The 20,314-nt window shown below is 71.5% G+C and carries 18 protein-coding genes and 1 riboswitch; of the genes, 10 read left to right on the forward strand and 8 right to left on the reverse strand.

Annotated elements, in window-relative coordinates; all coding sequences use genetic code 11:
• Positions 1-5 precede the first annotated feature (5 nt).
• The 5 genes from ACYVC6_RS08955 to ACYVC6_RS08975 form a co-directional block, all read right to left on the reverse strand.
• Positions 6-1,679: a peptidase M16 family protein gene (locus ACYVC6_RS08955; RefSeq protein WP_460713087.1), complete on the reverse strand. Its 1,674-nt coding sequence runs from the start codon at positions 1,677-1,679 to the stop codon at positions 6-8.
• Positions 1,680-1,899: 220 nt separating this feature from the next.
• Positions 1,900-2,928: a ribonucleotide-diphosphate reductase subunit beta gene (locus ACYVC6_RS08960; protein ID WP_460713089.1), complete on the reverse strand. Its 1,029-nt coding sequence runs from the start codon at positions 2,926-2,928 to the stop codon at positions 1,900-1,902.
• Positions 2,925-5,264, reverse strand: a complete 2,340-nt coding sequence (locus tag ACYVC6_RS08965) for a ribonucleoside-diphosphate reductase subunit alpha (protein WP_460713091.1) — start codon at positions 5,262-5,264, stop codon at positions 2,925-2,927. Before ACYVC6_RS08965 ends, ACYVC6_RS08960 begins: the two co-directional genes overlap by 4 nt.
• A gap of 92 nt (positions 5,265-5,356) precedes the next feature.
• Positions 5,357-5,594: riboswitch (cobalamin riboswitch) on the reverse strand.
• A gap of 65 nt (positions 5,595-5,659) precedes the next feature.
• Positions 5,660-6,877, reverse strand: a complete 1,218-nt coding sequence (locus tag ACYVC6_RS08970; RefSeq protein WP_460713093.1) for an RNA polymerase sigma factor — start codon at positions 6,875-6,877, stop codon at positions 5,660-5,662.
• A 13-nt stretch (positions 6,878-6,890) separates the two neighbouring features.
• Positions 6,891-7,259, reverse strand: coding sequence for a YciI family protein (locus ACYVC6_RS08975; protein ID WP_460713095.1), 369 nt, complete (start codon positions 7,257-7,259; stop codon positions 6,891-6,893).
• 120 nt (positions 7,260-7,379) lie between these two features.
• Between ACYVC6_RS08975 and ACYVC6_RS08980 the strand changes: the two genes are divergently transcribed.
• From ACYVC6_RS08980 to gatB, 5 genes are read left to right on the forward strand one after another with little or no spacing between them, the layout of a single operon-like run.
• Complete coding sequence (locus ACYVC6_RS08980; protein ID WP_460713097.1) at positions 7,380-8,030, forward strand: DUF1707 SHOCT-like domain-containing protein; 651 nt, start codon at positions 7,380-7,382, stop codon at positions 8,028-8,030.
• A gap of 27 nt (positions 8,031-8,057) precedes the next feature.
• Positions 8,058-8,678, forward strand: coding sequence for a hypothetical protein (locus tag ACYVC6_RS08985; protein ID WP_460713099.1), 621 nt, complete (start codon positions 8,058-8,060; stop codon positions 8,676-8,678).
• 10 nt (positions 8,679-8,688) lie between these two features.
• Positions 8,689-8,988, forward strand: a complete 300-nt coding sequence (gatC, locus tag ACYVC6_RS08990; protein ID WP_460713101.1) for an Asp-tRNA(Asn)/Glu-tRNA(Gln) amidotransferase subunit GatC — start codon at positions 8,689-8,691, stop codon at positions 8,986-8,988.
• 5 nt (positions 8,989-8,993) lie between these two features.
• The gene (gene gatA, locus ACYVC6_RS08995) at positions 8,994-10,559 is read left to right on the forward strand and encodes an Asp-tRNA(Asn)/Glu-tRNA(Gln) amidotransferase subunit GatA (RefSeq protein ID WP_460713337.1); all 1,566 of its coding nucleotides are present in this window, start codon (positions 8,994-8,996) and stop codon (positions 10,557-10,559) included.
• Complete coding sequence (gatB, locus tag ACYVC6_RS09000) at positions 10,559-12,088, forward strand: Asp-tRNA(Asn)/Glu-tRNA(Gln) amidotransferase subunit GatB (RefSeq protein ID WP_460713103.1); 1,530 nt, start codon at positions 10,559-10,561, stop codon at positions 12,086-12,088. The genes gatA and gatB overlap by 1 nt, the downstream gene beginning before the upstream one ends.
• Positions 12,089-12,116: 28 nt before the next feature.
• Here the strand turns inward: gatB and ACYVC6_RS09005 are convergent, their stop codons facing one another.
• Positions 12,117-12,512 carry a hypothetical protein gene (locus tag ACYVC6_RS09005; protein ID WP_460713105.1) on the reverse strand — a complete coding sequence of 132 codons (396 nt, stop codon included), beginning with the start codon at positions 12,510-12,512 and terminating at the stop codon, positions 12,117-12,119.
• 254 nt (positions 12,513-12,766) lie between these two features.
• Between ACYVC6_RS09005 and ACYVC6_RS09010 the strand changes: the two genes are divergently transcribed.
• The 5 genes from ACYVC6_RS09010 to ACYVC6_RS09030 are packed head-to-tail and all read left to right on the forward strand — an operon-like array spanning position 12,767 to position 18,222.
• Positions 12,767-13,843: a hypothetical protein gene (locus ACYVC6_RS09010; protein ID WP_460713107.1), complete on the forward strand. Its 1,077-nt coding sequence runs from the start codon at positions 12,767-12,769 to the stop codon at positions 13,841-13,843.
• Positions 13,844-13,845: 2 nt separating this feature from the next.
• Positions 13,846-14,706, forward strand: coding sequence for a hypothetical protein (locus tag ACYVC6_RS09015; protein WP_460713109.1), 861 nt, complete (start codon positions 13,846-13,848; stop codon positions 14,704-14,706).
• Positions 14,703-15,782, forward strand: coding sequence for an energy-coupling factor transporter transmembrane component T (locus tag ACYVC6_RS09020; protein WP_460713111.1), 1,080 nt, complete (start codon positions 14,703-14,705; stop codon positions 15,780-15,782). The genes ACYVC6_RS09015 and ACYVC6_RS09020 overlap by 4 nt, the downstream gene beginning before the upstream one ends.
• A complete protein-coding gene (locus ACYVC6_RS09025) occupies positions 15,779-17,401 on the forward strand; it encodes an ABC transporter ATP-binding protein (protein WP_460713113.1) in 1,623 nt (540 codons plus the stop codon). Before ACYVC6_RS09020 ends, ACYVC6_RS09025 begins: the two co-directional genes overlap by 4 nt.
• On the forward strand, positions 17,398-18,222 hold the full coding sequence (locus ACYVC6_RS09030) for an ECF transporter S component (RefSeq protein ID WP_460713115.1): 825 nt from the start codon (positions 17,398-17,400) through the stop codon (positions 18,220-18,222). The genes ACYVC6_RS09025 and ACYVC6_RS09030 overlap by 4 nt, the downstream gene beginning before the upstream one ends.
• Here the strand turns inward: ACYVC6_RS09030 and ACYVC6_RS09035 are convergent.
• Both ACYVC6_RS09035 and ACYVC6_RS09040 read right to left on the reverse strand, forming a co-directional pair.
• Positions 18,219-19,379, reverse strand: a complete 1,161-nt coding sequence (locus ACYVC6_RS09035) for a PQQ-dependent sugar dehydrogenase (RefSeq protein WP_460713117.1) — start codon at positions 19,377-19,379, stop codon at positions 18,219-18,221. The genes ACYVC6_RS09030 and ACYVC6_RS09035 overlap by 4 nt on opposite strands.
• Complete coding sequence (locus tag ACYVC6_RS09040; protein WP_460713119.1) at positions 19,379-20,293, reverse strand: alpha/beta fold hydrolase; 915 nt, start codon at positions 20,291-20,293, stop codon at positions 19,379-19,381. The genes ACYVC6_RS09035 and ACYVC6_RS09040 overlap by 1 nt, the downstream gene beginning before the upstream one ends.
• Between the last annotated feature and the right edge of the window lie 21 nt (positions 20,294-20,314).

Genomic DNA, 20,314 nt, shown 5'->3' on the forward strand with positions numbered 1-20,314 from the left:
GCTCGTCAGTCGTCTTGCTCGAACAGTCCGCGCAGCACGCCGATGAGAGCGGAGCCGCCGAGCAGCGCCCAGAAGAAGCCGACGCCCGTGATCTCCCGGTTGATCAGCACGACGAAGCCGGCCACCCAGATCGCGAGGATCGGCGGGACGAGGATCGCTGCGAGCACCCAGCGGTTGGCCAGCGCGGCGCGTGCGAAAACTCTCCAGCGGCGCCAGGCGCCTGCCCGGACGCCCTGGTCGATGCCGTCGGCGGCGGACTGCGGTAGCACGCGCTCCGCCGGCACCAAGCGGTCGAGACACTCGACCGCGGACTGGCCACGACGCCAGGCGTGCGGGTTGATCGTCAGGCCGTAGCCGTCGACAGTGACGAGGTGCCGCAGACCGTTCTCGTGCGCCAGCATGGCGTGCACCTCATGAGCTGGGATGGTGCGCGCGCGCTTGCCGTCCACGAGCTCGACAGCCTCGTCGCTGATCCGCAGCCGACTCGCGTCCCCGGGCCAGTTGACGCTCCGCCAGCTGCGTCCCCGGACCTTGGGTCTGCCCGTCGGGGCCTCGAGACGACGGATCTGCTCGGTGTATGTACTGGCACCCGGGACGCCGACCAGGAGGGTGGCGTGCATGGCCTTGAACGCAGAGACGACGTCCGACGTCGTGACGGCCCGCACTTCAGCCACCATCTCGTCGAGAGTCAGCGGCGGGCGTCCGGCGAAGTGCTCGTACGCCGCGCGCACGGCCACTCCGATCTCCGCGTAGGGGTCCTGGATTCCCTGGATGCGCGAGGACTTGAACTCCTCGAGCCGCTGCTCGTCGGTGCGGTGGACGCGGAGATGGCGCATGATCCCGAGCACGTCGTTGAGCAACGTGGGCAGAGCGGGGGGCTGGACGTCCGAGCCGGCCACCACGACCGCGGAAGACTCGTCGACGCGTTCGTAGACTGCCCACGGTGCGTACGCGTTGCCATCCTGGAAGCGCAGGCGATCTGCGAGCTCCTTGTTGAGGATCTCGGCCGCGAACGAGGACGCGACGCTGCGGGGCACGACGCCGGAAACGATCACGCCGGCCTCGTCGACGTACATCGCCGGGTAGCGCTCCTCGCACGGCACTGCGGGGCGGAGCGGCTGTAGGACGCCGTCCGGGAGGCGGAGCCGGAGGCTCGGAGGCGGAGCGCCGTCCAGGACCAGCACCGCATTGCCCTGGGTGAAGACCTCGGCCGCGCGTGCCGCGAGCCGCTCCGGAGTGGCTCGACCGAGTCCTACCTCGTCGTAGACGGACAACCCTGGACCGGTGGCGCCGTAGCGCCACCCCAGGGCCCGGGCCGTGGGTGAGCTGCCCCGCGTGCCGGCCTCGGCCTGGAGCACGCGGCGCTCGCGCTCGAGCTCGTCGAACCCCGGCCGGGCCAGCCAAGCTGTGAGGGCGTCGAGGTGTGCGGAGACCAAGTCGTGCGGACCGTGCGCCTGGAACATTGTGTCGACGAGCGAGACCTGCCCGTTGACGTGCAGAGGGCCGCCACCGCGGCCGTTGAGCGAGAGGTGCTCCAACAAGTGGAGGAAACCCGTGTCGGTGATGGACTCGTCAGCGAGGCCCGAGCGGAAGACCAGCCACGCAGCCAGCGTCGGGCGCCCGGTGTCCACCCAGAAGCACCGGACCCCGTCTACCTCTGTCTCGTGGAGCGTGACCATGTGGCGGACATCGTAGGTGCGGGTCCCGTCAGCCGATGACCATTTCCGAGACGTGCTGCAGCGAGTTGGCTCGATGGTCCGTCGATGACGGTGTGCCGGGCCGGGTCAGCGAGCACCGCGAACACGGCCTCGGCCGAGGCCGTGTTCGCGGCCGTTGCGCTGACGCTCTCCTCGGTCATGAGGGAGTGGACGCTACGGCGACGCGGGACTCAGCGGGTGGTCAGAAGTCCTCGTCGAACCCCACCACCCCGGTCACTCCGACCTGGTAGGCCGAGACCTTGCGCTCGAAGAAGTTCGACAGCTCCTGGACGTCCTGGAGCTCCATGAACGCGAGTGGGTTCTTCGAGCCGTAGATCAAGGGCAGGCCCAGCCGCTCCATCCGCCGGTCGGCGACGTACTCGAGATAGGCGCGCATGTCGGCCGTCGAGAGCCCGGCGACGCCGCCGCCGAGCAGGTCCTCGGCGAACTGCGCCTCGGCGTCCACGCCGTCGACCAGCATCTGGCGGACCTGGGCGACCATCTCCTCGTCGAACAGGTCCGGCTCCTCCTCGCGGACGGTGTCGACGACGTCGAAGGCGAACGCCATGTGCATCGACTCGTCGCGGAACACCCAGTTGGTGCCCGAGGCCAGGCCGTTGAGCAGGCCCCGGGAGCGGAGGAAGTAGACGTAGGCGAAGGCGCCGTAGAAGAACAGGCCCTCGATCACCGCGGCGAAGCAGATCAGGTTGAGCAGGAACCTCCGCCGGTGCTCCTTGGTCTCCAGCGCGTCGAGGTCGAAGACCGAGTCGATCCACCGGAAGCAGAAGTCGGCCTTGGCCTTGATCGAGGGGATGTTGTCGACCGCCGCGAACGCCTCGTGCCGCTCGGTCTCGTCGGGCACGTACGTGTCCAGCAGGGTCAGGTAGAACTGCACGTGCACCGCCTCCTCGAACAGCTGGCGGGAGAGGTAGAGCCGGCCCTCGGGGCTGTTGATGTGCTGGTAGAGGTTGAGCACCAGGTTGTTCGCGACGATGGTGTCGCCGGTCGCGAAGAACGCCACCAGCCGCGAGACCAGGTGCCGCTCGGCCTCGGTCAGCCGCTGGAGGTCCTTGAGGTCGGAGTGCAGGTCGACCTCCTCGACCGTCCAGGTGTTCTTGATGGCGTCGCGGTAGCGGTCGTAGAAGTGCGGGTAGCGCATCGGCCGCAGGGTGAGGTTCATCCCCGGGTCGAGGAGCATCTTCGTCTCGGTGTGGTCGGACACGGTGGTCACTGGCAGGCCTCGCAGTTCTCGGGGTTCTCGAGCGAGCAGGCGACGGCGTCAAGGGAGGCCACCGGCTCGTTGACGGACGTGGTCGTCTGGGTGATCCGGGTGGCCGGCCTCGAGCGCAGGTAGTAGGTCGTCTTGAGACCCGCCTTCCACGCGTAGAGGTACATCGACGAGAGCTTGCCGATCGAAGGGCCGGCGATGAACAGGTTGAGCGACTGGCTCTGGTCGACGTACGCCGAGCGAGCGGCGGCCATGTCGATCAGCGCGCGCTGCGGCAGCTCCCAGGCCGTCCGGAACAGCGTCCGGACGTCCTCCGGCAGGGCGGCGATGCCCTGGACCGAGCCCTCGGCCCTCTTGATCGCCTCGCGGATCTCCGGCGTCCACAACCCGCGGGCCTTCAGCTCGCGGGTGAGGGCGCCGTTGACCTGGAGGAACTCGCCGGACAGCGTCTCGCGCTTGAACAGGTTGGACACCTGCGGCTCGATGCACTCATAGCAGCCCGCGATCGACGCGATGGTCGCCGTGGGTGCGATCGCGATGAGCAGCGAGTTGCGCAGCCCGTGCTCGGCGATGCCGGCCCGGACCGCCGCCCAGCGCTCGGGCTGGGTGGGCTCGGCCGGCCAGTGGTCGGGCTGGAGCACGCCCTGCGCGGCCCGCGTCTCGGCGTACGCCGGGTGCGGGCCGTGCACGCGCGCGAGCTCGGCCGAGACCTCGAGCGCGGTCAGGTAGATCTCCTCCTGGATCCTGGTCGACAGCTCCCGTGCCTCGGCGGAGTCGAAGGGCAGCCGGAGCGCGAAGAACACGTCCTGCAGACCCATCAGGCCCAGACCGACCGGACGCCAGCGCGGGTTGGAGGCCGCCGACTGCTCGCTCGGGTAGTAGTTGACGTCGATCACCCGGTCCAGCAGCGGCACGGCGGTCCGCACCGTCTCGCGGAGCTTGGCCCAGTCGACGTCGGAGCCGTCGCTCGCCAGGTGCTGGGCGAGGTTGACCGACCCCAGGTTGCACACCGCGGTCTCGTGGTCCGAGGAGACCTCGATGATCTCGGTGCACAGGTTGGACAGGTGGACCACCGGCCCGCCGGGCGAGCCTTCGACGGGGTCGCTGGTCTGGTTGCAGGTCCGGTTGGCGGCGTCCTTGAACGTCATCCAGCCGTTGCCGGTCTGCGCGAGGGTGCGCATCATCTTCCCGTAGAGGTCGCGCGCCTTGACCTGGCGGACGTAGCGGCCCTCCTCCTCGGCCCGGCGGTACGCCGCGTCGAACGCGTCGCCCCACAGGTCGGGCAGCTCGGGCGCCTGGTCCGGGTCGATCAGCGACCAGTCGGCGTCTGCCTCGACCCGGCGCATGAACTCGTCGGGGACCCAGTTGGCCAGGTTGAGGTTGTGCGTGCGCCGGGCGTCCTCACCGGTGTTGTCACGGAGCTCGAGGAACTCCTCGACGTCTGGGTGCCACGGCTCCAGGTAGACGCAGGCGGCGCCCTTGCGGCGCCCTCCCTGGTTGACCGCGGCCACCGACGAGTCGAGGGTCCGCAGGAACGGCACGATGCCGTTGGACTGGCCGTTGGTGCCGCGGATCAGCGCCCCTCGCGACCGGACCCGCGAGAACGCGATCCCGATGCCGCCGGCGAACTTGGACAGCTTGGCGACCTGCGCGTAGCGCGAGTAGATCGAGTCCAGGTCGTCGCGCGGGCTGTCGACGAGATAGCACGACGACATCTGGGTGTGCCGGGTCCCGGAGTTGAACAGGGTGGGGCTGCTGGGCAGGTAGGCCAGCGACGACATGAGCCGGTAGAAGTCGATCGCCTCACCCGGGCCCTGCGCGAGCCCGCAGGCGACCCGGAGCAGGAAGTACTGCGGGGTCTCGACGACCAGTCGGCTGCTGGGGTGCCGCAGGAGGTAGCGGTCGTAGACCGTGCGCAGGCCGAAGTACTCGAACCGGCGGTCGGCGGCCGGGTCCACCGCGAAGTCGAGCTTGCGGGCGTTGTCCTTGACGAACCGGGCGGTGTCCTCGCCGATCAGGCCCTCGGCGTGGCCGAGCGAGATCGACTGGCTGAACGACATGACGCCCTGGTTGCGGACCTCCTTGTCGATGTAGCCCGACAGCAGCCGGGCGGCCAGCCGGGAGTACTGCGGCTCCTCGCCGATCATCTCGGCGGCCGTCTGGATCGACAGCCGGTCCAGCTCGGCGGTGGTGGCGCCGTCGTAGAGGCCGCTGATCGTGCGGGTCGCGACCCGCATCGGGTCGACGTCGGCCAGGTCGTCGCAGACCCGGTCGACGGCGCGCACGATCTTGTTGACGTCGACCGGTTCGGTGTCGCCGTTGCGCTTGCGTACCTGCATCGTCTCTCTCCTCGCGAGAACGTGATGACAGCCCGAGGCGCACGCGAGGGAGCGGCGTCGGCCTTCCCACGAGGCCTCGGACCACCGCACCCGGCGGGTGCGGTGCGCTGGCAGGTCTTCGGACTCGCGGGCCAGCCGGGCTCTGTCTCCAGGCCCAGCGCCTACTGGCCGTCGCTTCCCAGGTCGGCCCGATTGCTCGAGCTCGGCCCAGTGCGTCTGACGGCGGTCGTTCCCACTCACCGCTGCGGGGCAGTCCCCGATTCCCACGGGGTTCCCTGTTGCCTCACCACGCCTGGCTGACGTCATGAACCAGCTGCGTCGAGCACCATATGTAGGTCGCTATCGCATTTGTGGGACCACATCTTGTGTCGGCGTGTCGGTCGGTGCCGAAGTGCTCAGGACCCGTCCTCGAGGACCCTGGCGTGCAGTCGCGTGGTCAGCAGCCGTCGTTCGGCGTCGTTGGCGGTCAGTGTGAGGGCCACCCGGTTGGCCTCGGCGGCCTCGCCGTGGCGCCCGACCGCGGTGAGCAGCTCGGCCCGGGTGGCGTGGAAGAGGTGGTAGGCCGCCAGCGGCTCGGCCAGGGCCTCGACGTCGGCCAGCGCGGCCTCGGCCTGGCGTCGTCCGAGCTGGGCGACGGCGACGGCCCGGTTGAGCCGGGTGACGGGCGACCGGTCGAAGTCCAGGAGCAGCTCGTAGAGCGTGACGATCTGAAGCCAGTCGGTCTCGGCCCAGGACGGCGAGGTGGCGTGCACGGCGGCGATCGCGGCCTGGAGCTGGTAGCGGCCGGGCCGCTTCAACGCCGCCGCCCGCGCCAGCAGGCGGTCGCCCTCCTCGATGGCGCCGGCGTCCCACAACGAGCGGTCCTGGTCGCGCAGCAGGACCAGCCCACCGTCCTCGTCGAAGCGGGCCCGGCTCCGGGCGTGCTGCAACCTCAGCAGCGCCGCGAGCCCCCACGCCTCGGCCTCCCGGGGGAGCGAGGTGGCGACGACCCCGGCCAGCCACACGGCATCGGCGGCCAGGTCACGGTCCTGGGTTGGCCCGGTCGAGGACACGAAGCCCTCGTTGAACATCACGTAGACGACGGCCAGCACGTCGGACAGCCGCTCGGTCAGCTCGCCGTCGGGCGGGACCGTCAGCGCGATGTTGGCCGACACGATCTTGCGCTTGGCCCGGACGATCCGTTGTGCCAGCGTCGTCTCGTTGACCAGGAACGCCCGCGCGATCTGGGGCGTCGTGAGGCCGACGACGGCACGGAGGGTCAGGGCGAGCCGCGCCTCCGGGGCGAGCGCCGGGTGGCAGCACGCGAACAGCAGCGCGAGCCGGTCGTCGGTCCCCGGCCTGGGCTCGGAGGGCGGGTCGGCTCGTGCGGCCAAGGCGCGCTGGCGGTCACGGCGGCGTACGGCGTCCATCGCGTTGCGGCTCGCGGCGGTGTGGAGCCACGCCGCCGGGCGGTCAGGCGGCCCGTCGCGACGCCAGGACGTGAGCGCCTCGGTGACCGCGCTCTGGACGGCCTCCTCGGCGAGGTCGAAGTCGCCGAACCGCCTCGACAGCGACGCGACCAGCGGACCGGCCTCCTCGCGCAAGGTCTGCGCGAGGAGGCTGTCCGTGCTCATCGTCGGAGGAAGGTCACTGCTCGAACTGCGAGTAGTCCTCGACCATCGGCCGGATCTCGACGGCGCTGCCCGGGAACTGAAGGCTCGGCCAGGTCTTGGTCAGGGCGATCGCGGCGTCCATGTCGGGGACGTCGATGATCGAGAAGCCGCCCACGACCTCCTTGGCCTCGTTGAAGGGACCGTCGACGACGACCGGGCCCTCGTCACCGTGCTTGACGGTGGTCGCCGTCTCGAGACCCATCAGCTCGGCGCCACCGTCGGCGATCTTGTCGGCGTTGACGGTGAACCACTCGTAGATCTTCTTGTAGTCGGCCTCCATCGTCTCCTTGTCGATCGTCGCGTCGAGGTCGGGACGGGAGGTGAACATCAGGACGTACTTCATGGGTGCTGCCTCTCTCGCGCACGGCCCCGCGGCTCGGGGCTCGGTCACCACCTCGTCGCCGCTGGTGACCGGAAATCGACAGTGATCACGGCATAGGGATCAGGGCCTAGTGTGGCGCCCATGGGGGAGATCGAGAACCGCCCGCAGCACGACCCCTCGCAGCTGCGCATCTCCGACGCCGACCGGCACCGCGTCGCGGACATCCTGCGCGATGCTGCGGGTGAGGGCAGGCTCGACCTCGACGAGCTCGAGGAGCGGCTGGAGCTGACCTGGGCGGCCAAGACCTACGCCGAGCTGGTGCCGATCACGCTCGACCTGCAGGCACCCGGCATCGGTGCGCCGCCCGCCGGCGCACCGACGCACCGTCCGCCGTCGCAGGTCCCCGCGGTCGGGCACAACTCGTCCATCGCGATCATGGGCGACTGCAGGCGACAAGGCGTGTGGTCGATCCGCGAGAGGCACAACGCCTTCGCCCTCATGGGCAGCGTGCTGATCGACCTCCGCCAGGCGCAGCTATCGGGCCACGAGACCACCATCAACGCCAACGCCGTCATGGGCGAGGTCAAGGTGATCGTGCCGGCGCACATGCACGTCGTCGTGGCCGGCACCCCGATCATGGGCGACTACAGCCTGGGCAAGGACAAGACCACGGCCGAGCTGGGGCCCGACTCGCCCGTCGTCCGGCTGCGAGGGGTGGCCCTGATGGGCTCGGTCGTCGTCCAGCGACAGCCGGCGCCGGGCACGCCGAGGAAGTACCTGGGCACCTACTGAAGCCGCCGTCAGGCGACTATGCAGTCGATGAGCTTCTCCTACGCACCGCGCCGGGTGGTGCTGGTCGTGCTCGGCTGCGTGGTGCTCGGCGTCGGCGTCGGCATGCTGCTCACCGCGGACCTGGGCTCCGACGGCTACTCCACCCTCGTCAACGGAGTGTCGATCGCGACCGGGATGGCGTTCCTGCTGGCCAATGTGCTGATCAGCCTGCTCTTCCTGGTGGTCGCGGCGCTGCGCAAGGTGCTCCCGGGCGTGGGCACGGTGATCCAGGTCGTGGTCGTCGGCTGGACCGTCTCGTTCCTGATCGACGTGCTCGACACCCCTGACGGGCTTCCGTGGCGGCTCGCGCTGCTCGCCGCCGCGTTCCCGGTGCTGGCGATCGGCATCGCGGTCTACCTCGGCGCCCACACCGGCGCCGGGCCGGCCGAGGCGGCCGCGCTCGCCTGGGACCCGCCGGTCCCGTTCAGGTGGAGCTACAGCCTGGTCCAGGGCGGCGGAGCGCTGGTCGGGTGGCTGCTCGGAGCGACCATCGGCGTCGGCACGATCGCGGTGATCGTGGCGCTGGGCCCGGCCGTCGACCTCGCGAGCCGGCTGCTCCGCGTGGACGTGCATCAGGGCACCGGCGCCCAAGCCCGGGCACCCTCCTAGGATTGCGCGCATGGCTGAGATCACCCGGGACGAGCTCGCGCATCTCGCGATGCTGGCCCGGATCGAGTTGTCCGACGCCGAGCTCGACCACCTCGCGCCGCAGCTGTCGGTGATCCTCGACTCGGTCGCCTCGATCAGCGGGGTGGCCAGTGACGACGTACCGCCCACCTCGCACGCGCTGCCGCTCACCAACGTCTTCCGCGAGGACGTCGTCGTGCCGGGGCTCACTCCGGAGGAGGCGCTCTCCGGCGCACCCGAGCACGAGCAGCAGCGGTTCGCCGTCCCCCGGATCCTGGGCGACGAGCAGTGACGGCCATCGCCCGCAACACCCGGAGGTCCGCCGCCGAGCTCGCCGACGACCTCGCCCGCGGTGACACGACGTCGGTCGAGCTCACCCGAGCCCATCTCGCGATGATCGACAAGGTCGACAGCGCGGTCCACGCGTTCCTGCACGTCGACGCCGAGGGCGCGCTGGCCCAGGCCGCCGAGTCGGACGCCCGCCGTGCGGCCGGCACGCCGGCCTCGCCGCTGGACGGCGTGCCCATCGCGGTCAAGGACGTCCTGGCCACCAAGGGTCTGCCGACCACCTGCGGCTCGCGGATCCTCGAGGGCTGGGTGCCGCCCTACGACGCCACGGTGGTCACCCGGCTCCGCGAGGCGGGTCTGCCGATCCTGGGCAAGACCAACATGGACGAGTTCGCGATGGGCTCGTCCACCGAGCACTCGGCCTACGGCCCCACGCGCAACCCCTGGGACCTCGGCCGGATCCCGGGCGGGTCCGGCGGTGGCTCCGCGGCGGCGGTCGCGTCGTTCCAGGCACCCCTCGCGCTGGGCACGGACACCGGCGGGTCCATCCGCCAGCCGGGCGCGGTCACCGGGACGGTCGGCATGAAGCCGACGTACGGCGGGGTGTCGCGTTATGGGCTCGTGGCGCTGGCCAACTCGCTCGACCAGGTCGGGCCGGTCACGCGCACCGTCCTGGACGCCGCACTCCTCCACGAGCTGATCGGCGGGCACGACCCGCGCGACTCCACCTCGATCGACGAGCCCGTCAGTGCGCTCGTCGAAGCGGCCCGCCAGGGCGCCGACGCCGACCTCGCCGGGGTCCGGATCGGTGTCGTCAAGGAGCTTGGGGGCGAGGGCTACCAGGCCGGCGTGCTCGCCCGCTTCCAGGAGTCGGTCGAGCTGCTCGTCAAGGCAGGCGCCGAGGTCGTCGAGGTCAGCTGCCCCCACTTCGTGCACGCGCTCGCGACCTACTACCTGATCCTCCCGGCGGAGGCGTCCAGCAACCTCGCGAAGTTCGACGCGATGCGCTACGGCCTGCGGGTGGTGCCCGAGGACATCGAGGCACCCTCGGCCGAGGACGTCATGCGGGCCACCCGCGAGGCCGGGTTCGGTGACGAGGTCAAGCGTCGCATCATCCTCGGCACCTATGCGTTGTCCAGTGGCTACTACGACGCCTACTACGGCCAGGCCCAGAAGGTGCGCACGCTGATCTCGCGCGACTTCGCGGCTGCCTTCGAGCAGGCCGACGTGCTGGTGTCACCGACGGCCCCGACCACGGCGTTCAAGCTGGGGGAGAAGGTCGACGACCCCATCGCGATGTACCTCAACGACCTGGCGACCATCCCGGCCAACCTGGCGGGGGTGCCCGGCATCTCTGTGCCCAGCGGCCTCGCCGACGAGGACGGGCTCCCTGCGGGCTTCCAGGTCCTCGCGCCGGCGCTGGCCGACGACCGCTGCTACCGGGTCGGCGCCGCGCTCGAGGCGATGCTGCTCGACCGGTGGGGCGGTCCGCTGCTCGACCGGGCACCCGCTCTGGGAGTGTCTCGAGACGGCTCGTCCCTCGCCTCCTCGACAACCGGAAAGACGTCTGTCTGATGACCGTCACGCACCGCGCTGCCGATGAGCTGATGCCCTGGGATGACGTCCTGGCGGCGTACGACCCCGCCCTCGGGCTCGAGGTCCACGTCGAGCTCAACACCGCGACGAAGATGTTCTGCGGGTGCCCGGCACTCTTCGGCGGCGCACCCAACAGCCACGTCTGCCCGACCTGCCTGGGGCTGCCCGGTGCGATGCCGGTCGTCAACGGCAAGGCGGTCGAGTCGGCGATCCGGATCGGGCTGGCGCTCAACTGCCAGATCGCCGAGTGGTGCCGGTTCGCGAGGAAGAACTACTTCTACCCGGACATGCCGAAGAACTTCCAGACGTCCCAGTACGACGAGCCGATCTGCTTCGACGGCTTCATGGACGTCGACGTGGACGGCGAGACCTACCGGGTCGAGATCGAGCGCGCCCACATGGAGGAGGACACCGGCAAGTCGACCCACATGGGCGGCGCCACCGGCCGGATCCACGGCGCCGACTACTCGCTGGTCGACTACAACCGTGCAGGGATCCCCCTCATCGAGATCGTCACCAAGCCGATCCTCGGCACCGGGGCGAAGGCCCCTGAGGTCGCGCGCGCCTATGTCAGCCAGCTGCGAGACCTGATCGTCGCCCTCGGTGTGTCCGAGGCGCGGATGGACCAGGGCAACCTGCGTGCCGACGTCAACCTCTCGCTCGCCCCGAAGGGCTCTACCGCTCGTGGGGGTGTGCTCGGCACCCGGACGGAGACCAAGAACGTCAACTCGTTCCGGTCCGTGGAGCGCGCGGTGCGCTACGAGATGCAGCGCCACGGCGCCGTGCTCGCGTCGGGAGGCTCGATCCTCCAGGAGACCCGGCACTGGCACGAGGACACCGGCGTCACCACCAGCGGTCGCGTGAAGTCGGACGCGGACGACTACCGCTACTTCCCGGAGCCGGATCTCGTCCCCGTGGCGCCGTCACGCGAGTGGGTCGAGGAGCTGCGTGGCACGCTGCCGGAGAACCCGACCGAGAAGCGCGCCCGGCTCCAGGCGGAGTGGGGCTTCAGCGACCTCGAGATGCGCGACACCGTCGGGGCCGGCGCGCTCACGCTGATCGAGGAGACCGTCGCCGCGGGCACGACCCCGCAGACCGCGCGGAAGTGGTGGCTCGGCGAGCTGGCCCGCCGGGCCAACGACCAGGGACGCGACCTCGCCGACCTCGCCGTGGGCCCGGCCCAGGTGGCCGCGGTGCAGGCGCTGGTGGACGCCGGGACCCTCAACGACAAGCTCGCCCGGCAGGTCTTCGACGGACTGTTCGCCGGTGAGGGCACGCCGGAGGAGATCGTCGCCGCCCGGGGGCTGGCCGTCGTCTCCGACGACGGAGCCCTGTCCGCCGCGGTGGACGAGGCGATCGCCGCCAACCCGGACGTGGCCGACAAGATCCGCGAGGGCAAGGTCGCCGCCGCCGGGGCGCTCATCGGCGCGGTGATGAAGGCGCTGGGCGGCCAGGCCGACGCCGGCCGGGTGCGCGAGCTGATCCTGGAGAAGCTCGGAGCTTCCTAGGACACACGCGGCGGCTAAGGCGCCGGGGTCAGGGCGCCGGGGTCAGGGTGCCGATCGAGAACCCGGTGATCTCGCCCAGCCGGCCTCGCCACAGGAGGCCGGCGTTGGTGGGGGTGAAGCGCCCACCCGAGACGTACTGCGCGTCCCGCAGGTGCAGGAACTGGGTGGTGACCTCGCGGCCCGCGTTCTCGAGGATCTGGTTCATGCCGCCCGCGAGCGAGCTCAGGAACTCGTGCGCGCTGCCCTCGCCACTGGCTCCGAGGATCCGCAGCCAGGCCCGTGGTCCGATCATGACCCCGGTCACCGTGGCGCCGGGGACGTTGACCGTGATGCCCAGCTCGAACCCCTCCTTGTGCCTGGCGACCTCGGCCAGGGCCACCAGCAGCCCGTCGGCCGGGATGGGGTCGAAGTCCGCGTCACTCACCGGGTCAGAGTAGGGTGCGAGCCGCACAACAAGTCCATCCACATCCACGCCCGTGGCGGGGGAAGCCGGTCTGAGTCCGGCGCTGACCCGCAACCGTAGGCGCGCCTCTCCCCTCGGGGTTTCGGGGAGAGCGGCGCGTGAGCCGGAGCACCTGCCACGTCGCGTCCTGATCACACGCTGTCGAGGAAAAACAGCGGGTGGCCCCCTCGGAGCACTGGCTCCCGGCCTCCCGCTGGCGCAGCGGGAAGGAACCCGTGAACAACCGCAAGAAGCTCGTCGCCGGCACCCTGGCGCTCGCCCTGTCGTTCGGCATGTCCTTGGGCACCGCCACACCGGCCCAGGCCGGGGACCCCATCGACCAGACCGAGCGCTGGCTCGGCAAGCAGCTCACCGGGGGACTGGTCCACAACGACCAGTTCGACTTCGACGACTACGGCCTCAGCATCGACGTCGGCCTCGCCCTCCAGGAGCTCGGCCAGCCCCGGACCGCCAGGACCGTCCGCAAGGCCATCGCCAAGAACGTCGACAGCTACACCACCGGTGCCGACTTCGGCAGCAGCGACATCTACGCGAGCGCCACGGCCAAGGCGGCGGCGTTCGCGCAGGTCACCGGCGCCGACCCGAGTGCCTTCGGCGGTGTCAACCTGATCAAGCGGCTCGCCAGGCGGGTCGCCAACAAGGCCCCGATCGCGGGCCGGATCCAGGACAAGAGCACCGACGACTTCGCCAACGTCATCGGCCAGTCGTTCGCCGTCCAGGCGCTGACCACCGCCGGTCACAAGAAGGCCGGCAAGGCCACCAGGTTCCTGCTCGCCCAGCAGTGCAAGGGCGGCTACTTCCGGCTCAACTTCACCGCGGACAAGACCGCCGCGGACCAGACCTGCGACGGCGGCAAGCGCAAGAGCACCAGCGCCCCTGACACGGACGCGACCGCGCTCGCCGTGCTGGCGCTGCTCGAGAACCCGAAGCTCTCGAAGGCGGTCAAGGCGTCGGTCACCAAGGCGGTCGGATGGCTGGCGAAGCGGCAGGCCAAGAACGGCAGCTTCGGCGGTGGCACGTCCACCGAGGCACCCAACGCCAACAGCACCGGGCTCGCGGCCTCCGCCCTGGGCGCCGCCGGCTCGTGCGCCCAGGCCAACAAGGCCGCGAAGTGGCTGACCAAGCTGGTCGTCTCGGGTGTCTCCGGTGAGAACGGCGCGATCGCCTACGACAAGGCCGCGCTGGCCGGGGCCCAGGACGGCATCGGCGTCACCGAGGAGGACCAGTTCCGCCGGGCGACCGCGCAGGCCGCCCCCGCGCTGGTCTACACGATCATCGACGGCTGCGACTGAGCGTGCCCTTGCTGCATCTCGGGGCGCCTCGCCTCGCCGCCGCGGCCCTCGTGGTCGCGGCGGCGGGGCCGCTCAGCCTCGCCGCGAACCCGGCGCAGGCCGCCACCTGCGACCCGGGCAGCGGCGTGAGCGTCGTCGTCGACTTCAAGGGCCTCGGGGGCGGCGCGCAGTCCGTCTGCGACGCCGCGGGCGGCGGGGAGATCGCCTCGACCCTCTTCACCCGCAACGGCTTCGAGCTGACCTATGCCCAGCGCCAGCCCGGCTATGTGTGCCGGGTCGAGTCGATGCCCGCCAGTGACCCCTGCGTCAACACCTCCCCGGCAAGCGCCTACTGGGGCCTGTGGTGGTCGGACGGCAAGAGCGGCACCTGGACCTACTCCTCGTTGGGCGTGCAGTCGCTGACGATCCCGGCGGGTGGGTCGGTGGCCTTCGCCTGGGACGACGTCGACGGCCAGGTCAAGCCTGGGGTCACGCCGCCCGCGAAGGCGGCCGCCAGCCCGTCGCCCAGCCCGACGCCGACGGTCAAACCGACGCCGACGGCCAAGCCGACCCCCACGGTGAAGCCGACGCCGACACCGACGCCCACGCCGACGCCGACGCCGACGGCGACTCCGACGGAATCGACGCCGACGCCGACGCCGACGGTGACGCTGACGCCTGCACAGACACCGACTGCCGCGGAGACGCCGAGCCCCAGCGCGACTGCGACTGCGAGCGCGAGCGACGACGCGGTGCAGCCGACGAGCGCGCCCGCCGACCCGGGGGACAGCGGCGGCGTGCCGGTCTGGCTGCCGGTGCTGGTGATCCTCGCGTTGTTCGGTGCCGCAGCACTGGTCGTCGTACGCCGGCGGTCCTTGGCGTGACCTCCCGGCTGCCCCGCGACCTGCACCCCGTGGCCTGGTGGGTGTGGGCGCTGGGGCTTGCCGGGGCTGCCTCCCAGACCACCAACCCACTGGTGCTGCTCACGCTGCTGGGGGTGGCGACGCTGGTCGTCATGGCCCGGCGGTCGGACCAGCCCTGGGCCGGCTCGTTCCGGCTCTACGTGGCCGTCGGCGCGGTCATCGTGGTCATGCGGGTCCTCTTCCGGGTCTTCCTCGGTGGCGGTGTGGAGACCGGACGGGTGGTCCTCGACCTGCCCGAGGTCCCGCTGCCCGACTGGGTGCTGGGCCTGCGCCTGCTCGGGCCGGTGACCCAGGAGGCGTTGCTGGCCGGGCTCTACGACGGGCTCCGTCTCGCGACCATCGTCATCTGCGTCGGGGCGGCCAACGCGCTGGCCAACCCCAAGCGGCTGCTCCGCTCGGTGCCTGCGGCGCTGCACGAGGTCGGCACCGCGCTCGTGGTCGCGGTGACCGTGCTACCGCAGTTCGCTGACAGTGCCCGCCGGGTGCGGCTCGCCCAGAGCCTCCGGGCCGGCGACACCCGCCGGGTGGGCCGGCTCCGGCGCTACCTGGTGCCCGTGCTCGAGGACGCGCTCGAGCGCTCGTTGCGCCTGGCCGCGGGCATGGACACCCGTGGCTACGGCAGGTCCGGCGGAGCCAGCTCCCAGGAGCGTCGGGTGACCGGCGCGCTGCTGCTCGCCGGTCTGTGCGGTATCTGCGTCGGCATCTACGCCGGGCTGGACACGACCGCGCCGCGGGTCCTGGCGACGCCGATGCTGGTGCTGGGCGTCGCAGTGGCGGTCGTCGGGCTGGTCGGTGCGGGCCGCCGGGTGTCGCGCACCCGCTACCGACCCGACCCGTGGCGCGCACCCGAGCTGGTCGTGATGGCTGCCGGCCTCGGTGCCGCGGTCACCATGTGGTGGGTGGCACGCCACCAGATGGTGGTCGCCTACCCGGACCTCACGTCGTGGCCGAGCCTGACCGTGGCGGCGCTGGTCGCCGCGACCGTCGGCCTGGTCGCGGCGCCCGTGGCCCCCGAACCCAAGCTGGCCCTCGCATGATCGAGCTGCGCGGCATCACCGTCTCCTACGACGGCGCCCCGGTCCTGCGGGACGTCGACCTCGGCATCCCTGACGGTGAGCTGGTGCTCGTGTCGGGGCCGACCGGGTCGGGCAAGTCGACGCTCCTCGGCGTCGTGACCGGGCTCGTGCCCCGCTTCTCCGGCGGTCACCTGACCGGCGACGTCCTGCTCGACGGTACGAGCATCCTCCAGGCCCCGCCCCGCGAGCGAGCGCACGTCATCGGCTACGTCGGGCAGGACCCGCTGGCCGGGTTCGTGACCGACACCGTGGAGGAGGAGCTCGCCTACGGCATGGAGCAGCTGGGGTTGCCCGCGGACACCATGCGCCGCCGCGTCGAGGAGACCCTCGACCTGCTGGGCATCGCGGCGCTGCGGTCGCGCGAGCTGCGCACGCTGTCCGGCGGTGAGCAGCAGCGGGTGGCCATCGGTGCCGTGCTGACCATGCACCCGCGGCTGCTGGTGCTCGACGAGCCCACCTCGGCCCTCGACCCGACCGCGGCCGAGGACGTCCTCGCCACGCTCACCCGGCTGGTGCACGACCTGGGGGTCTCCGTGCTCCTGGCCGAGCACCGGCTGGAGCGGGTCGTCCCGTTCGTCGACCGGATGGCCCTGCTCACCCCGTCACCCGGAGGCGGGACGCTCGAGGTGGGTGAGCCCGCCGACCTGCTGGCCCACTCGCCCGTCGCACCCCCTCTCGTCGACCTGGGCCGGCACGCCGGCTGGACGCCGCTGCCGCTGACGGTGCGGGAGGCTCGGCGCCGGCTGGCGTCGAGACCCACCGATTGGCTGCCGGAGCCGCCCCAAGACGACCAATCCGTGAGTCTCGACGCCGCCAGGCCGCCCGCGGGCCTCATCGCGAGCCACGTCACGGTCACCCACGGCCGGAGCGTGGCCGTTCGCGAGGTGTCCCTCGACCTGTCGCCGGGGGTGACGGCCCTGATGGGGCGCAACGGAGCGGGCAAGTCCTCCTTGCTGTGGGCGCTCCAGGGGTCGGGGCCGCGCCGCTCGGGGAGCGTGGACGTGGGCGGGACCGACCCGGCCGACCAGAAGCCCGCCGCCCGTCGGGCGCTCGTCGGCCTGCTGCCCCAGAGCGCCGCAGACCTGCTCTACCTGGAGACCGTCGACGAGGAGTGCGCCGCCGGCGGCGAGGGCTGCCGCGCGCTGCTCGACACCCTGGTGCCGGACATCCCCGGCGACCGACACCCGCGCGACCTGTCGGAGGGGCAGCGGCTGGCCGTCGCGCTGGCGCTGGTGCTCGCACCCCGGCCCCCGGTGGTGCTGCTCGACGAGCCCACCCGGGGCCTCGACTACGCCGCCAAGCGGGGCCTGGTCGGAGTCCTGCGCGGGCTCGCCGACGACGGCCGGACGGTCCTGGTGTCCACCCACGACGTGGAGTTCGTCGCCCTCGTCGCCGACCAGGTGGTCGTGCTCGCCGACGGAGAGATCGTCTCCCACGGCCCGGTCCGCCGGGTGCTCGCCGAGTCGCCGGCGTTCGCGCCGCAGATCATGAAGGTCCTCGGGCCGCCGTGGCTCCGCGTCGACGAGGTGGTCGACGAGGGGCAGACATCCCGAGGCGGGGTCGTCGGGGCCGGCCGGTGAGCGGGGTCGAGGCCGTCCGTGCCGTTCCGCTGTCCCGGCGGTCGGCGGTCATCCTGGGCGTCGCGTCGTTCGGCGGGCTGATGATGCTGGTGTGGCCGCTGCTCGTGCGGGTCACCCCGGAGACCCGGGTCGACCCGCCCTTCCTGTTCCTCGCCCTCCTGCCGGTCGTCATCGCCGTGGTGCTCGCCGAGGTCAGCGAGGGCGGGCTCGACACCCGGGTGCTGGCGATGCTGGGCGTGCTCAGTGCGGTCATCGCGATCCTGCGTGGTGTCTCGGCCGGCACCGGAGGCATCGAGCTGGTCTTCTTCATGCTCGTCCTGGCCGGCCGCGCCTTCGGTCCCGGGTTCGGCTTCGTGCTGGGCGTGACCTCGCTGTTCGCCTCGGCGCTGATGACGGCCGGGGTGGGGCCGTGGCTGCCCTTCCAGATGCTGGTCTCGGCATGGGTGGGCCTGGGGGCGGGCCTGCTCCCGCGCCGGGTGAGCGGCCGGGCGGAGATCGCCATGCTCGCGGCGTACGGCGTGCTCGCGGCCTACGCCTACGGGCTGCTGATGAACCTCTCCGGCTGGCCGTTCCTGCTCGGCATCGCCGTCCCCGGGCACGAGCAGACGTCGATCTCGTTCGACCCGGCCGCACCACTGGTGGACAACCTCCAGGCGTTCCTCGCCTACACGCTGATCACCTCGACGACGAGCTTCGACACCGGCCGGGCGATCACCAACGCGATCGCGATCGTGGTCCTCGGACCAGCGGTGCTCGCGACCCTGCGCCGCGCGGCCCGGCGGGCCACGGTCGAAGGGACGACCGAGCCCCGCGGCCGCTAGGGAGCAACTCGCAGGATCCGGTCGTCGCCGTCAGCGGGTGAGCCTCGGCCGTCGAGGTTGGACGTGGTCAGCCACAGCGTGCCGTCCGGGGCGAGGACCACGGTGCGCATCCGGCCGTACTCGCCGACGAAGAAGGCCTCCGGCTGGCCGGCGTCGCCGTCGGACTCGACTGGGATCTTCCAGAGCCGGTTGCCGCGCAGCGCCGCCATGTAGAGCGCGCCGTCGGCGAACGCGAGGCCGGACGGCGAGGCGACGTCGGTGCCCCAGACCGCCTGCGGGTCGACGAAGCCGGCTTCGGTGCCGCCCTCGCCCTCGTAGTCGGGCCAGCCGTAGTTGGCGCCCGCGTCGATGCGGTTGAGCTCGTCGAAGGTGTTCTGCCCGAACTCCGAGGCCCACAGCTGTCCGTCGTCGGTGAACGCCAGTCCCTGGACGTTGCGGTGGCCCCACGACCAGATGGCGGTGCCGAACGGGTTGCCGGGCGCGGGCTTCCCCTTGGCGGTGAGGCGCAGGATCTTGCCGGCCAGGTTGTCCCGCTCCTGGGCGAGTGGCGGGTTGCCGGTCTCACCGGTCGCGACGTAGAGGAACCCGTCGGGGCCGAACTCGATCCGGCCGCCGTCGTGGATCGAGCCCAGCGGGATCCCGGTGAAGATCGCGGTGGTGTCGCTGAGGCCGCCCTTGTCGAGGGTCGCGGTGACGATCCGGTTGTCGTTCGCGCTGCTGACGTAGAAGTAGAGGGTCCGGTCCCGGTCGAACTTCGGTGAGACCGCGACGCCCAGCAGGCCACCCTCGCCCTGCGGGGCGGCCTCGCCGATGGTGCCGATCTCGGTCACGTCGTAGGGCGCCTGCCCGCTGATCTGCAGGACCTTGGCGGTGTCGCGCTCGGTCACGACCGCGCTGCCGTCGGGCAGGAACGCCAGACCCCAAGGGGCCACCAGACCGGTCGTGATCGTCTCGACCACCTCGGGCGCGCCGGCCGGCTCGGTGGGAGCGGTCTCGGTGGGGCTCGTCTCGGTGGGTGAGGTCGAGGGCGACGGCGTCGTGGCCGAGGGGGAGGACGACGCGGTCGGGTCGACGTCGACCTTTACCTCGTCACCACCCTGGGAGCACCCGGCGAACGCGAGGGCCAGGAGAGTCAGGACTCCGGCACTGCGGCGCATCACCCCACCCGCCCCAGGAACTCGAGGAGCAGCTGGTGGACCCGCTCGGGCTGTTCCATCTGGATGAAGTGGCTGCCGCGGAGCTCGTCGTAGGTCGCATCGGGGATCCGGGCGGCCGCCGAGCGCATGTCGCGCGTGCCGGAGAGGATGTCCCAGCTCCCGGCGACGAAGGCGACCGGCACGCCGAGGCCGCTGAGCGAGACCCGGCCGTGTGATGAGGTCGCCAGCGCGAGGCGCATGTACCACTCGATCGGGGTGGTGAGGAACTCCCGGATCGCCACGGCTGCGAGCTCGGGGTCGGGCATCCGGAACATGAAGCCCGAGTGGCTGAGCAGGTGGACCATCCGCGGGCCGACCGGGAGCCGGGTGGTCACCGGTGTGAGCGCGCGGCCGGCCAGCGCCAGGGTGCGGGCGACCGAGACGGTGACCGTGTGGTTGACGACGCGGGGCAGCCGCAGCGGGCCGAGCATCGTGGCGAACGTGTCACCGGGGACGCCGGCCACCGCGAACAGGCCGCGCACCCGCTCCGGGTTGCGGTAGGCGAGCTCGAACATGGTGTTGACGCCCATCGACCAACCCATCAGGACCGCCCGGTCGACACCGAAGTGGTCCATCACCGACAGGCCGTCCTCGACGAACGCCTCGATGCCGCAATGACTCGGGTCTCGGGGGCGCTCGGAGCCGCCGGTGCCCCGGTGGTTCCACGACACGACCCGCACCCCGCAGTCGGGGCGCAGCAGCGCCGGCCAGGCCCAGGCGTTGGTGCCGAGCCCGTTGCAGAGCACGACGGTCGGGCCGTCGATCACTCCGTCCGGGTCGTTGGTCCAGGCGGCCAGCCGGGTCCCGTCGTCGGAGAGCACCTCGTGGAAGGACAGGCGTGACTCGGTCGCGGCGCGCGCCGCTGAGGTCGGCATGCGGAGATTCTGCCTGAGCCC

The organism is Nocardioides dilutus, assembly GCF_054779555.1.